Source organism: Lysinibacillus sphaericus (assembly GCF_000600105.1).
Taxonomy (GTDB): Bacteria; Bacillota; Bacilli; order Bacillales_A; family Planococcaceae; genus Lysinibacillus; species Lysinibacillus sphaericus.
In genome coordinates this window covers 214,486-228,701 of sequence record NZ_CP006837.1, presented here as the reverse complement: position 1 = coordinate 228,701, position 14,216 = coordinate 214,486, and the positions used below count along the sequence as shown (strand labels likewise).

The following is a 14,216-nucleotide window of genomic DNA, read 5'->3' as shown; positions in this document are numbered from 1 at the left end:
AAGATGAAATAATAGAAAAAGTGTTAAAGCGACTGCGTCACTTTAACACTTTTTGCTATGACAATTAGCTGTTACTGCGGGGTTTATTGGCTGACAGATGTGTACAACAAAAATAAAAACTGCCCTAACATTTAGGACAGTTCTCATTATTATTTTTCCACTTTTAAATCACATTTTTGTAGTGGAATCATTTTTGTTTTATGTTTTATTTTATAGCCTAGCCACAGTATAACAAAGAGTGGGATACCAATATATGAAACAAGCACGCCATACCAGTCAATTGAATCACCCGTGAATGCTGTATAGTTTTGTCCAATGACAACAATCATACATACGGTGAAAGCAAAGAGCGGACCAAATGGATATAGCTTTGCCTTGTATGGTAGTAATTTCGGATCCAGCCCTTGTGCTTCAAACGCTCGACGGAAGCGATAATGGCTAAAGGCAATACCAAGCCATGCAATGAAGCCTGACATCCCAGAAGCGTTTAGAAGCCACATATAGACAACGCCATCACCAAAAAATGATGCTAAAAATGCTAGACAGCCTACTGCCAATGTAAGCAGTAATGCATAAATTGGAATGCCGCGACGGCTTAATTTTGTGAAAATTTTAGGTGCATGTCCATCTACCGCTAATTGCCATAACATGCGGGATGATGCATATAAACCAGAGTTACCTGCAGACAACATTGCAGTTAAAATAATTGCATTCATTAATGAGGCAGCAAAAGCAATGCCTAAGCGATCGAATACTAATGTAAATGGAGATACCGCAATATCTTCAGATAATAAACGCGAATCCGTAAATGGAATCAACATCCCAATCGCCGCAATAGCTAAAATATAAAATAAAATAATACGCCAGAAGACAGATTTTACAGCCTTTGGAATATTCTTTCCAGGGTCATCCGTTTCTCCAGCAGTGATACCTAATAATTCTGTTCCTTGGAACGAGAAACCAGCTGCTAAAAATATACCGAATGTTGCAAGGAAGCCACCATGGAATGGACCATCACTTATAAAGAAATTCGTGAAACCAACCGGTGCTTGCCCTCCTAAAATACCAAAAATCATCAATAGGCTGACGATAATAAAAACAACAACAGTCGCCACTTTTATCATGGCAAACCAATATTCACTTTCACCATAGCTTCTAACAGATAGTAAATTGAATGTTAGTACAATCACAATAAATACTACTGTCCATAGTGCAGAGGAACTGTCAGGAAACCAATACTTCATAATAAGCGAAACAGCTGCAATTTCTGCTGCAATTGTGATCGCCCAGTTATACCAGTAGTTCCAACCAAGGGCAAAGCCAAGTGCAGGATCTACGAATTTTGTTGCATACGTACTAAATGAACCCGATGACGGCATATAGGCTGCCATTTCGCCCAAGCTAGTCATTAAAAAGTACACCATTATACCGATTAATGCGTAAGCAAGTAGTGCACCACCTGGTCCAGCCTGTGCAATAGCGCCACCGCTTGCTAAAAATAGCCCAGTCCCAATTGTACCGCCTAATGAAATCATCGTAATATGACGGCTTTTTAATTCTTTTTTCAGCTTCGGTGCTTTATGGCCGAGCTGATTAACTTTTATCTCACTCACGTTAAAGCTTCCTTCCTTTTATAAGAGGCAAAAAATGCCATCACATGAACGTTGTGATGGCTAAGTAAATCCTCTGTTTCTTCAAAATGATAGCGCAACACGTTGTCCAACGTGACAGTTCTGTTCCTTTCGGAGACAGCCCCAGCATGAGGTTTTCAAGTCCCCTCACACTTCGGCGATATTTCCTTTCAGCTAACATCTTTAATGCTTGTCATTTCCATTAGCGTACTCATAAATACCGCGACCTCTACCTCAATACAAACATGAGGCATATAATTATTAAATTTATGATGTCTCTTAGTTTAACATACGACCTTAGACATTTCAATAAAACCATTAATGTTCCGTATTTTATGAATTTTCTACTATTTTTAATAGTGTGATAAAGTGTTATAGTGGTTCGAATTATAATTGTTCTATCAGGGAGGTACAAGTTTTGACAACGAACGAACAATCTACTTATCCTAGCAAAAAGATTAACTGGAAGGGAACAACCCTACTGTTGGTCATCGGTGTAATTTTTCTAGCATCTACATTACGTATGCCCTTAACAGTTGTAGGTCCAATTATATCCTTTATACGTGAAGATCTTGGTATATCCAATGTACTTGCAGGCTTCCTTACAACGATACCATTACTTGCATTCGCAATAGTATCCCCTTTTGCACCAGTAGTTGCAAGAAAACTCGGACTTGAACTAACACTATTTTTATCAACAATTTTATTAGCCGTAGGAATTGTCCTGCGTTCACTTGGGACAACGGGATTACTCGTACTTGGTACAATGATTATTGGTGTCGCCATTTCATTTGGTAACGTCCTTATTCCAGGTCTACTAAAATTAAAATTTCCATATCATGTTGGCTTACTAATGGCGTTTTTTACAATGTCTATGAATTTAACAGCGGGAATCGGTGCTGGTATTAGCTATCCTATAGCGAATGCAGTACTGGGCTGGCAAGGTGCACTTGCTATTGCTCTAGCGCTAGTCATATTAACAATTGTGATTTGGTTACCCCAATTAAAGTTTAATAAACCTGAGCCAACTGTAATCTCTACAAAAGCGCGTATACCATTGTGGAAATCACCAGTTACTTGGGCAGTTACTGGGGCAATGGGGCTACAATCGTTATTATTTTATACTACCGCAGCTTGGATTCCTGAAATTTATATTGCACAAGGCGTAGCCGCTGATCGTGCGGGTTGGATGTTTTCCATCATGCAAATCTCACAAGTGCCTATGGCATTAGTTGTGCCTATCATTGCTAGCAAAATGACATCTCAGCGTCCACTCGTTTTAATGTTTACAGCATTTTATGTCATCGGTTTTACAGGCGTTGTGATGGAATGGACTAGTCTTGCTGTGTTATGGATGATATTGCTTGGTTTAGCAGGTGGAGCTTCATTTGCACTTGCCATGATGTTCTTTACATTACGTACACGTACGGCTTTTGAGGCGGCAGATTTATCTGGCTTTGCACAATCATTAGGTTATTTATTAGCCGCAGTTGGTCCAATTTTATTTGGCTATTTACATGATTTATTTGGCGGCTGGGATATCGCTGGGTGGCTATTTGTTGCCGTTACAGCTCTACTCTTCTTCTGTTCATTTAGAGCTTCTAAAAATGAATATATCAATTAATAAGAGGCAGTTCATTTTCTACAATGAGCTGCCTCTTCATCATTAGTATGGGGGTTTTTGGTAAAAATAATTAGGTGTATGATAGACATTTACATACGGCTTATGGAAAATATGTGTCGTTGCAGGCGACAATGGTGGAATCAACCAAGTCCAGTTGCCTGTTAAATCGCGCCCTGCCTTGTGCTCTGCTTCTTCAAATAGCTTAAATTGCTGTGCTGCGGTATGATGATCAACAATACTTACGCCATCTTCTTTAAAGGAATGAAGAACAGCAATATTTAATTCTACTAGCGCACGATCACGCCAAAGAGATGCTTGCTTTGTTGTATCAAGATTAAAAATTTCTGCTATCTTCGGTAACATATCATAACGGTCATGATCAGCTAAATTCCGCGCTCCAATTTCTGTCCCCATATACCAGCCATTAAAGGGGGCTGCCTGAAAGTCAATACCCGCCATTTGAAAGCGCATGCTCGATATAATTGGCACCGCATACCACTTCATTCCTAGTTCTTCTACCTTAGGATGTTCAGGGTGACGAATCGCAACCTCTAATACATCACCACTTGGGATTGGAAACCATTGCGGTTTACGGCTATCTACTTGAATCACGAGTGGTAGCACATCAAATGCTGTTCTTGCTCCCTGCCAGCCAAGTGACTCGCACACTTTTGTAAATGGCACCGAATGGGAATCACCAATAATCCCTGCTTCTGTTTCATAACCTGCATAACGTATAAGCTGGTGATTCCATATTTTTACTCTATCAGAGGCAAATACCGTTATAGTCGGACGAATCTTACCGCCATTTGTTGCATATCGAATATGGTGAAGTAATTTCTCAAAAATAGCATGCTCATCTAAAACCTCACGTGCATCCTCAACATGAAGTGATTGCCAAAATAATCTCCCAATACATTTATTACTATTACGCCATGCTACTCTTGCGCCAAAAGTAAGCTCTTCCGTTGTAGGAATATATGCTCCCTCTGTGGCAACTTGCTGTAATCTATTTGTAAGCCATTGTTCCGACTCATTTTGTTCCAATTGATAAAGTGCTAAAAAACGTTGTATCTCTTGTAAATTCATATCGTTTTCCTCCATCTATCCCCATATTAGATGAACAGCATACAATTCACCACGAAAAAATCCGTAAGAAAACATACATCTTTTATATATGAAATACTTTGTTCAAATTTAAAACGGCAAATTAAAAGTTAGATGATTTACACAATACTTAATGCCTTAATGACAATAATTAAATGCTTAAAAAACAAAAAAAAGCATGTAGCAAAATTTGCTACATGCTTGATGACCCCTACGGGATTCGAACCCGTGTTACCGCCGTGAAAGGGCGGTGTCTTAACCGCTTGACCAAGGGGCCGTGGCTCCGAAGGCAGGACTCGAACCTGCGACAACCTGATTAACAGTCAGGTGCTACTACCAACTGAGCTACTTCGGAATAATTTTAAAATGGGCCTAAATGGACTCGAACCATCGACCTCACGCTTATCAGGCGTGCGCTCTAACCAGCTGAGCTATAGGCCCCTCTTGGAGCGGGTGATGAGAATCGAACTCACGACATCAGCTTGGAAGGCTGAGGTTTTACCATTAAACTACACCCGCAAAAATGATGGGTCAGGACGGAATCGAACCGCCGACACTTAGAGCTTCAATCTAATGCTCTACCAACTGAGCTACTGACCCGGAAAATGGAGGAGGTAGAGGGATTCGAACCCCCGCGCGGTGTTACCCGCCTGTCGGTTTTCAAGACCGATCCCTTCAGCCAGACTTGGGTATACCTCCGGAATGAAACAATTATGGTGGAGCCTAGCGGGATCGAACCGCTGACCTCCTGCGTGCAAGGCAGGCGCTCTCCCAGCTGAGCTAAGGCCCCATTTGTTAAAAAGATGGTCGGAATGACAGGATTCGAACCTACGACCCCTTGGTCCCAAACCAAGTGCTCTACCAAGCTGAGCTACATTCCGTTCATTTATTGGCGCGCCCGGCAGGAGTCGAACCCACAACCTTCTGATCCGTAGTCAGACGCTCTATCCAATTGAGCTACGGGCGCTAAATATTAAAAATGGTGCCGAGGGCCGGAATCGAACCGGCACGGTAGTCACCTACCGCAGGATTTTAAGTCCTGTGCGTCTGCCAGTTCCGCCACCCCGGCACATTTGGAGCGGAAGACGAGGTTCGAACTCGCGACCCCCACCTTGGCAAGGTGGTGTTCTACCACTGAACTACTTCCGCATGTGCATAAGATTATTTATCCTGGCAATTATAAATTTGAAATATAGATGATGCGGGTGAAGGGAGTCGAACCCCCACGCCTTGCGGCGCTAGATCCTAAGTCTAGTGCGTCTGCCAATTCCGCCACACCCGCAAATATGATGAGCCATGAAGGACTCGAACCTTCGACCCTCTGATTAAAAGTCAGATGCTCTACCAACTGAGCTAATGGCTCATATTAAGAAATAAATGGCTGGGGTACTAGGATTCGAACCTAGGCATGACGGAATCAAAATCCGTTGCCTTACCGCTTGGCTATACCCCAATATTTTATTATGGGGCGACTGATGGGAATCGAACCCACGAATGTCGGAACCACAATCCGATGCGTTAACCACTTCGCCACAACCGCCATATGTAATATAACAGTAGTCTAACCTAAAAAATTTGGCAGGGGCAGTAGGAATCGAACCCACACCAAAGGTTTTGGAGACCTCTATTCTACCGTTGAACTATGCCCCTATTGAATAAAGAGCTGGTGGAGGGGGACGGATTCGAACCGCCGAACCCTAAGGAGCGGATTTACAGTCCGCCGCGTTTAGCCACTTCGCTACCCCTCCAAGGGATGGTGCCGGCGATAGGAGTCGAACCCACGACCTACTGATTACAAGTCAGTTGCTCTACCAACTGAGCTACACCGGCACAAATAAGGACGGTCCCGACCGGGATCGAACCGGCGATCTCCTGCGTGACAGGCAGGCATGTTAACCGCTACACCACGGGACCTTAATTTTATTTGGTTGCGGAGACAGGATTTGAACCTGTGACCTTCGGGTTATGAGCCCGACGAGCTACCACTGCTCCACCCCGCGATAATAGTACTTTCATAATAAATAAATGGTGGAGGATGACGGGCTCGAACCGCCGACCCTCTGCTTGTAAGGCAGATGCTCTCCCAGCTGAGCTAATCCTCCACATAAAAAATAAGCGAAGCGACGTCCTACTCTCACAGGGGGAAGCCCCCAACTACCATCGGCGCTAAAGAGCTTAACTTCCGTGTTCGGTATGGGAACGGGTGTGACCTCTTTGCCATCATCACTTCACTTATTCAGTTGAAAGAACTCGTTCTCTCAAAACTGGATAAACGTTCATTGAATGTTTCAAACTTTTTGGTTAAGTCCTCGATCGATTAGTATTCGTCAGCTCCATGTGTCACCACACTTCCACCTCGAACCTATCTACCTCATCGTCTTTGAGGGATCTTACTTACTTGCGTAATGGGAAATCTCATCTTGAGGGGGGCTTCATGCTTAGATGCTTTCAGCACTTATCCCGTCCACACATAGCTACCCAGCGATGCCTTTGGCAAGACAACTGGTACACCAGCGGTGTGTCCATCCCGGTCCTCTCGTACTAAGGACAGCTCCTCTCAAATTTCCTACGCCCACGACGGATAGGGACCGAACTGTCTCACGACGTTCTGAACCCAGCTCGCGTACCGCTTTAATGGGCGAACAGCCCAACCCTTGGGACCGACTACAGCCCCAGGATGCGATGAGCCGACATCGAGGTGCCAAACCTCCCCGTCGATGTGGACTCTTGGGGGAGATAAGCCTGTTATCCCCGGGGTAGCTTTTATCCGTTGAGCGATGGCCCTTCCATGCGGAACCACCGGATCACTAAGCCCGTCTTTCGACCCTGCTCGACTTGTAGGTCTCGCAGTCAAGCTCCCTTGTGCCTTTACACTCTACGAATGATTTCCAACCATTCTGAGGGAACCTTTGGGCGCCTCCGTTACCTTTTAGGAGGCGACCGCCCCAGTCAAACTGTCCGCCTGACACTGTCTCCTGCCCCGCTAAGGGGCATGGGTTAGAATTTCAATACAACCAGGGTAGTATCCCACCGACGCCTCCTTCGAAGCTGGCGCTCCGAGATCTCTGGCTCCTACCTATCCTGTACAAGTTGTACCAAAATTCAATATCAGGCTACAGTAAAGCTCCACGGGGTCTTTCCGTCCTGTCGCGGGTAACCTGCATCTTCACAGGTACTATAATTTCACCGAGTCTCTCGTTGAGACAGTGCCCAGATCGTTACGCCTTTCGTGCGGGTCGGAACTTACCCGACAAGGAATTTCGCTACCTTAGGACCGTTATAGTTACGGCCGCCGTTTACTGGGGCTTCAATTCGCAGCTTCGCTTGCGCTAACCACTCCTCTTAACCTTCCAGCACCGGGCAGGCGTCAGCCCCTATACGTCACCTTACGGTTTTGCAGAGACCTGTGTTTTTGCTAAACAGTCGCCTGGGCCTATTCACTGCGGCTCTCATGCGCTTGCACGCTCAAGAGCACCCCTTCTCCCGAAGTTACGGGGTCATTTTGCCGAGTTCCTTAACGAGAGTTCTCTCGCACACCTTAGGATTCTCTCCTCGACTACCTGTGTCGGTTTGCGGTACGGGCACCTCTCACCTCGATAGAGGCTTTTCTTGGCAGTGTGAAATCAGGAACTTCGTCCATACGGACTCGCCATCACAGCTCAACGTTACAGTGTGCGGATTTGCCTACACACACGCCTTACTGCTTGGACGCGCACAACCAACGGCGCGCTTACCCTATCCTACTGCGTCCCCCCATTTCTCAAACGGTGAGGAGGTGGTACAGGAATATCAACCTGTTGTCCATCGCCTACGCCTATCGGCCTCGGCTTAGGTCCCGACTAACCCTGAGCGGACGAGCCTTCCTCAGGAAACCTTAGTCATACGGTGGACGGGATTCTCACCCGTCTTTCGCTACTCATACCGGCATTCTCACTTCTAAGCGCTCCACCAGTCCTTCCGGTCTGACTTCAACGCACTTAGAACGCTCTCCTACCACTGACATCGTAGATGTCAATCCACAGCTTCGGTGAATCGTTTAGCCCCGATACATTTTCGGCGCAGCGTCACTCGACCAGTGAGCTATTACGCACTCTTTAAATGATGGCTGCTTCTAAGCCAACATCCTGGTTGTCTGTGCAACGCCACATCCTTTTCCACTTAACGATTACTTTGGGACCTTAGCTGGTGGTCTGGGCTGTTTCCCTTTTGACTACGGATCTTATCACTCGCAGTCTGACTCCCGTGTATAAATATCTGGCATTCGGAGTTTGTCTGAATTCGGTAAACCGGGATGGCCCCCTAGTCCAAACAGTGCTCTACCTCCAGTATTCTCATCACGAGGCTAGCCCTAAAGCTATTTCGGAGAGAACCAGCTATCTCCAAGTTCGATTGGAATTTCTCCGCTACCCACACCTCATCCCCGCACTTTTCAACGTGCGTGGGTTCGGGCCTCCAGTAAGTGTTACCTCACCTTCACCCTGGACATGGGTAGATCACCTGGTTTCGGGTCTACGACCACGTACTAATTCGCCCTATTCAGACTCGCTTTCGCTGCGGCTCCGCCTTCTAAAGCTTAACCTCGCACGTAATCGTAACTCGCCGGTTCATTCTACAAAAGGCACGCTATCACCCATTAACGGGCTCTAACTACTTGTAGGCACACGGTTTCAGGATCTCTTTCACTCCCCTTCCGGGGTGCTTTTCACCTTTCCCTCACGGTACTGGTTCACTATCGGTCACTAGGTAGTATTTAGCCTTGGGAGATGGTCCTCCCGGATTCCGACGGAATTTCACGTGTTCCGCCGTACTCAGGATCCACTCTGGAGGGAACGAACTTTCGACTACAGGGCTTTTACCTGCTCTGGCGGACCTTTCCAAGTCGCTTCATCTAACTCATTCCTTTGTAACTCCGTATAGAGTGTCCTACAACCCCAAGAGGCAAGCCTCTTGGTTTGGGCTCTTCCCGTTTCGCTCGCCGCTACTCAGGGAATCGATTTTTCTTTCTCTTCCTCCAGGTACTTAGATGTTTCAGTTCCCTGGGTCTGCCTTCAAGACGCTATGTATTCACGTCAAGATACTACGCGATTAAACGTAGTGGGTTCCCCCATTCGGAAATCTCCGGATCAAAGCTCACTTACAGCTCCCCGAAGCATATCGGTGTTAGTGCCGTCCTTCTTCGGCTCCTAGTGCCAAGGCATTCGCCGTGCGCCCTTAATAACTTAACCTATCGGCTTCCAATCCACTGCGCATTTCGTTGTCAGCTTCTCTCGTTCAATCAGTCACGTACGTAAGTACGCTCCTTCATTCACTCGTTCGCTTCCTAGAACTGCTTGTGTCTTGAAACCCTATTTCGTTATTAAGCCTATAAAAAACTTAAAAAAATAAATGTGTTTGTTACAATTTCAATGTCGTTTTATCCAGTTTTCAAAGAACAAATTCACTACCTGTTTCTACTTCTTCGCAAATTTGCGACGAAAGCGTAGCGACAGGAGCACAGTTTTGAAGTATTTCATCGTAATGATGAACCTTCAAAACTGAACGCAAAACGTAATCTTACAAACCCAAGGTTTGTATTCCGAAAATATCCTTAGAAAGGAGGTGATCCAGCCGCACCTTCCGATACGGCTACCTTGTTACGACTTCACCCCAATCATCTATCCCACCTTCGGCGGCTGGCTCCAAAAGGTTACCTCACCGACTTCGGGTGTTACAAACTCTCGTGGTGTGACGGGCGGTGTGTACAAGGCCCGGGAACGTATTCACCGCGGCATGCTGATCCGCGATTACTAGCGATTCCGGCTTCATGTAGGCGAGTTGCAGCCTACAATCCGAACTGAGAACGACTTTATCGGATTAGCTCCCTCTCGCGAGTTGGCAACCGTTTGTATCGTCCATTGTAGCACGTGTGTAGCCCAGGTCATAAGGGGCATGATGATTTGACGTCATCCCCACCTTCCTCCGGTTTGTCACCGGCAGTCACCTTAGAGTGCCCAACTAAATGATGGCAACTAAGATCAAGGGTTGCGCTCGTTGCGGGACTTAACCCAACATCTCACGACACGAGCTGACGACAACCATGCACCACCTGTCACCGTTGTCCCCGAAGGGAAAACCATATCTCTACAGTGGTCAACGGGATGTCAAGACCTGGTAAGGTTCTTCGCGTTGCTTCGAATTAAACCACATGCTCCACCGCTTGTGCGGGCCCCCGTCAATTCCTTTGAGTTTCAGTCTTGCGACCGTACTCCCCAGGCGGAGTGCTTAATGCGTTAGCTGCAGCACTAAGGGGCGGAAACCCCCTAACACTTAGCACTCATCGTTTACGGCGTGGACTACCAGGGTATCTAATCCTGTTTGCTCCCCACGCTTTCGCGCCTCAGTGTCAGTTACAGACCAGATAGTCGCCTTCGCCACTGGTGTTCCTCCAAATCTCTACGCATTTCACCGCTACACTTGGAATTCCACTATCCTCTTCTGCACTCAAGTCTCCCAGTTTCCAATGACCCTCCACGGTTGAGCCGTGGGCTTTCACATCAGACTTAAGAAACCACCTGCGCGCGCTTTACGCCCAATAATTCCGGACAACGCTTGCCACCTACGTATTACCGCGGCTGCTGGCACGTAGTTAGCCGTGGCTTTCTAATAAGGTACCGTCAAGGTACAGCCAGTTACTACTGTACTTGTTCTTCCCTTACAACAGAGTTTTACGAACCGAAATCCTTCTTCACTCACGCGGCGTTGCTCCATCAGGCTTTCGCCCATTGTGGAAGATTCCCTACTGCTGCCTCCCGTAGGAGTCTGGGCCGTGTCTCAGTCCCAGTGTGGCCGATCACCCTCTCAGGTCGGCTACGCATCGTTGCCTTGGTGAGCCGTTACCTCACCAACTAGCTAATGCGCCGCGGGCCCATCCTATAGCGACAGCCGAAACCGTCTTTCAGTATTGTCCCATGAGGGACAAAAGATTATTCGGTATTAGCCCCGGTTTCCCGGAGTTATCCCAAACTATAGGGTAGGTTGCCCACGTGTTACTCACCCGTCCGCCGCTAACGTCAAAGGAGCAAGCTCCTTCTCTGTTCGCTCGACTTGCATGTATTAGGCACGCCGCCAGCGTTCGTCCTGAGCCAGGATCAAACTCTCCATAAAAGAAATTTGATTAGCTCAAATTGTTTTGCTGGCATCAATTTTGATGTCCAAAATTTTGTTTTGTTCACTAACGAAGTTAGCTAGTAAAAACTATATTGATTACGTTTTGCTTGTTCAGTTTTCAAGGTTCATTTTGTCACCGTTTGTTTTTAGCGACTTTTACATAATAACATTTTCTTTTTTGGTTGTCAACAAGTTTTTTATAACTTTTTATCTTCTTTCAGAAGCAACAACTTTTATATCATACTATTTACAAACATTCTTGTCAACACTTTTTTGTAATGTTTTTAAGGAGTTTGTGTTATTAATGTTACGTCGTCTTAGCGACAAGTAATAATTTATCATGATTCTATAACCTTTGCAAGTGTTTTTTCTATAAAAATATCAAATTATATTAAATACCTTTATATAATTATACTTTATAAATTAGAAAATCGAAAACCTTCCTATATATATGCCCAATTTTTTTATTGTCCTATTAATTCTACTTTCTTTTTAAAACGCGCATCTTTCTTTACTCGAATGCCTAGCTTTACATAAAGGATTATTCCTAAAATAAATAAGTTCTTATATAAAACAAACCTCATCCCTCTTTCTCGTTTTCATTATACAAATTTCTATTTGCTTTAAATCTAATGCCATTGCTTTTCGCTTTCCACTGTAGCTTAACTAACACTACAGTGGAAAACAGCAAGAAACTAAACAAAAATACAAATTCTAAAATGGAAAGAAAAATGGCACTGCAAGCATCATCACAATAAACATAATAACTTGTAAAGGTACGCCAATCTTTACAAAATCCATAAATTTATAGCCACCAGCAGTCATAACTAACGCATTAGTAGGTGAGGCAATTGGCGTGGCAAACGCCATACTTGCTGCTACCGCTACACCAATCATAAAGGTTGTAGGATTTGCATCCATTGCAATCGCTGCGTTCATAGCAATGGGTGCAAACAAAACAGCGGTTGCGGTATTACTAATAAATTGACCAAAAATAACTGTCAGTACATAAATACCTATCAATACCCCGTAAGGACCGTATTTACCAAGAACATCAATGATGCCGTTGGATAAAATAACCATGCCCCCTGTTTTCTCTAATGCTGTAGCCATCGGAAGCATTGCCGCAACGAGTACAATACTTTCAAAATTCATATTGTTATACGCATCTTCCATATTCCGCAAACAGCCAGTTATAATCATCAATACTGCCCCAACCATAACGGAAATAACAGCAGGGAATACTTCAAAAGCCATGAGCCCAATCATTAAAAGCATAATCGCACCAGCTATTCCTGCTTTACCAGTTGCCGCTGCAACACTCGCATGCTCTTTCGGTTGACCGACAACAACAACGTCCTGTGTCTCTCGAGCAAGCACTAATATTTCATCCCATGCGCCTTGTACTAAGATGGCATCTCCAAATTTCAACTTATGCGTCACCATATCTTGAAGCTTATAGCCACCTCTATGGTTAATGCCAATAATATTGAGATTATACTTTTCTCGGAATCCTAGTGAACTGACCGTCTCATTAATAAAACTTGAATTTGGCGTTAATAGCACTTCCGCAATACCAAGATGCTTTGTTACCAACTCATCCGCTTCATTCTCAGTCAATTCTTGCATCACTAAACCGTAATCTGCAGTTAAATTACCAATCGCCCCTTCCTCACCTTGTACATAGAGCTCATCTAAAGCATGGATTACACTCGTTGGGCCTGCCATTTCTTGATAGGTCATCGGGAGTAAATTGATTCCATCTTGTGATTTACGGTGAATTTTCATCATACAAAGTCCATATTTTGCGGGAAGCTTTAATTCTGCCAGTGATGTTCCTATAATTGTAGAATCCTCAGGTACAAACACCTTAAATAATCGATTGTTTAAATCATATTGCTTCATAATTTTCTTTGGCGAGAGCTTATAGCCAGTAGATGTTTGCGTTCTTTTTTTATCATTTGGTAACAGAATATTACGCACAAGCACCAAATATAAAATACCGACAATCATCCCAACTAGGCCAATAGGCGTCACCTCAAAAAACCCAAGCTTCGGATAGCCTTGATCGACTAAAAGCTGGCTGACAATTAAATTGGGCGGGGAAGCAATTAATGTCATTAAGCCCGATAAACTAGCGACATAAGATAGTGGTAATAAAAACTTTGAAGGACTTTCCTTCATACTAATCGCGATGCTGACAACAATCGGCATCATCAAAGCAACTGTACCCGTATTACTCATAAAAGCACCTACAGAGCCTACAATAATGAGCAATAGGATAAATAACTTGAGCTCGCTATTACCTGACCATTTCAATAATAGTTGTCCAGCCATTGCTGCAAGACCCGTACGCAAAATACCAGCACCAACTACAAAAAGGCCAGCAATCATTAGCACAACCGAATTTGAAAAGCCTGCCAAAGCCTCTGCTGGCGTTAAAATATTAGCGATAACAAATGCGAGAAGAGAGACAATAGCAACAAAATCTGCACGCACTCGATTCGTCATAAATACAATAATCGTCATTCCTAAAATAAGAAATGTTAATGTTAGCTGCACGCAAAGCATTCCTTTCTAACTATAGTAACAACTACATTCTATACGAAAAAAAGCATAAATAACGGAATTCTCCCTATTTATGCTTTTTCTGTAATATTTAATTGGTAAATATATGCACAACTGAGATTAATCGTTCACCAAAACTC

4 protein-coding genes, 21 tRNA genes, 3 rRNA genes and 1 riboswitch are annotated in these 14,216 nt (G+C 44.5%); of the genes, 1 reads left to right on the top strand and 27 read right to left on the bottom strand.

Annotated elements, in window-relative coordinates:
* Positions 1-149: 149 nt before the first annotated feature.
* Positions 150-1,613, bottom strand: a complete 1,464-nt coding sequence (locus T479_RS01050) for an amino acid permease (RefSeq protein ID WP_024360831.1) — start codon at positions 1,611-1,613, stop codon at positions 150-152.
* An 82-nt stretch (positions 1,614-1,695) separates the two neighbouring features.
* Positions 1,696-1,871, bottom strand: a riboswitch (Lysine riboswitch).
* 178 nt (positions 1,872-2,049) lie between these two features.
* Between T479_RS01050 and T479_RS01045 the strand changes: the two genes are divergently transcribed.
* Positions 2,050-3,255, top strand: a complete 1,206-nt coding sequence (locus T479_RS01045; protein WP_025218390.1) for a CynX/NimT family MFS transporter — start codon at positions 2,050-2,052, stop codon at positions 3,253-3,255.
* Between the two features lie 42 nt (positions 3,256-3,297).
* Here T479_RS01045 and T479_RS01040 read toward each other — a convergent pair whose 3' ends face one another.
* From T479_RS01040 to T479_RS00915, 26 genes are all read right to left on the bottom strand, one after another.
* Positions 3,298-4,344, bottom strand: a complete 1,047-nt coding sequence (locus tag T479_RS01040) for a nitric oxide synthase oxygenase (RefSeq protein ID WP_025218389.1) — start codon at positions 4,342-4,344, stop codon at positions 3,298-3,300.
* A 223-nt stretch (positions 4,345-4,567) separates the two neighbouring features.
* Positions 4,568-4,639, bottom strand: a tRNA-Glu gene (locus tag T479_RS01035).
* Position 4,640: 1 nt separating this feature from the next.
* Positions 4,641-4,717: transfer RNA gene (locus T479_RS01030), tRNA-Asn, on the bottom strand.
* 12 nt (positions 4,718-4,729) lie between these two features.
* Positions 4,730-4,803: transfer RNA gene (locus tag T479_RS01025), tRNA-Ile, on the bottom strand.
* A gap of 4 nt (positions 4,804-4,807) precedes the next feature.
* Positions 4,808-4,881: transfer RNA gene (locus T479_RS01020), tRNA-Gly, on the bottom strand.
* Positions 4,882-4,889: 8 nt separating this feature from the next.
* Positions 4,890-4,962, bottom strand: a tRNA-Phe gene (locus T479_RS01015).
* 6 nt (positions 4,963-4,968) lie between these two features.
* Positions 4,969-5,061, bottom strand: a tRNA-Ser gene (locus T479_RS01010).
* A 15-nt stretch (positions 5,062-5,076) separates the two neighbouring features.
* A tRNA-Ala gene (locus T479_RS01005) sits at positions 5,077-5,152 on the bottom strand.
* A gap of 14 nt (positions 5,153-5,166) precedes the next feature.
* A tRNA-Pro gene (locus T479_RS01000) sits at positions 5,167-5,243 on the bottom strand.
* A gap of 9 nt (positions 5,244-5,252) precedes the next feature.
* A tRNA-Arg gene (locus T479_RS00995) sits at positions 5,253-5,329 on the bottom strand.
* 13 nt (positions 5,330-5,342) lie between these two features.
* Positions 5,343-5,431, bottom strand: a tRNA-Leu gene (locus tag T479_RS00990).
* Between the two features lie 5 nt (positions 5,432-5,436).
* Positions 5,437-5,511 (bottom strand) — tRNA-Gly (locus tag T479_RS00985).
* 51 nt (positions 5,512-5,562) lie between these two features.
* Positions 5,563-5,644, bottom strand: a tRNA-Leu gene (locus T479_RS00980).
* 8 nt (positions 5,645-5,652) lie between these two features.
* A tRNA-Lys gene (locus T479_RS00975) sits at positions 5,653-5,725 on the bottom strand.
* A gap of 15 nt (positions 5,726-5,740) precedes the next feature.
* A tRNA-Gln gene (locus T479_RS00970) sits at positions 5,741-5,815 on the bottom strand.
* An 11-nt stretch (positions 5,816-5,826) separates the two neighbouring features.
* A tRNA-His gene (locus T479_RS00965) sits at positions 5,827-5,902 on the bottom strand.
* A 36-nt stretch (positions 5,903-5,938) separates the two neighbouring features.
* Positions 5,939-6,012, bottom strand: a tRNA-Trp gene (locus tag T479_RS00960).
* 14 nt (positions 6,013-6,026) lie between these two features.
* Positions 6,027-6,110, bottom strand: a tRNA-Tyr gene (locus T479_RS00955).
* 6 nt (positions 6,111-6,116) lie between these two features.
* Positions 6,117-6,192 (bottom strand) — tRNA-Thr (locus T479_RS00950).
* 11 nt (positions 6,193-6,203) lie between these two features.
* Positions 6,204-6,276 (bottom strand) — tRNA-Asp (locus T479_RS00945).
* Positions 6,277-6,287: 11 nt separating this feature from the next.
* Positions 6,288-6,362: transfer RNA gene (locus T479_RS00940), tRNA-Met, on the bottom strand.
* A 26-nt stretch (positions 6,363-6,388) separates the two neighbouring features.
* Positions 6,389-6,464, bottom strand: a tRNA-Val gene (locus T479_RS00935).
* 13 nt (positions 6,465-6,477) lie between these two features.
* Positions 6,478-6,593 (bottom strand): 5S ribosomal RNA (gene rrf / locus T479_RS00930).
* 66 nt (positions 6,594-6,659) lie between these two features.
* Positions 6,660-9,587: ribosomal RNA gene (locus tag T479_RS00925) — 23S ribosomal RNA — on the bottom strand.
* Between the two features lie 366 nt (positions 9,588-9,953).
* Positions 9,954-11,505, bottom strand: a 16S ribosomal RNA gene (locus tag T479_RS00920).
* Together the 16S, 23S and 5S rRNA genes with 21 tRNA genes alongside form the textbook arrangement of a ribosomal RNA operon.
* A 717-nt stretch (positions 11,506-12,222) precedes the next feature.
* The gene (locus tag T479_RS00915; protein WP_081769851.1) at positions 12,223-14,079 is read right to left on the bottom strand and encodes an SLC13 family permease; all 1,857 of its coding nucleotides are present in this window, start codon (positions 14,077-14,079) and stop codon (positions 12,223-12,225) included.
* Between the last annotated feature and the right edge of the window lie 137 nt (positions 14,080-14,216).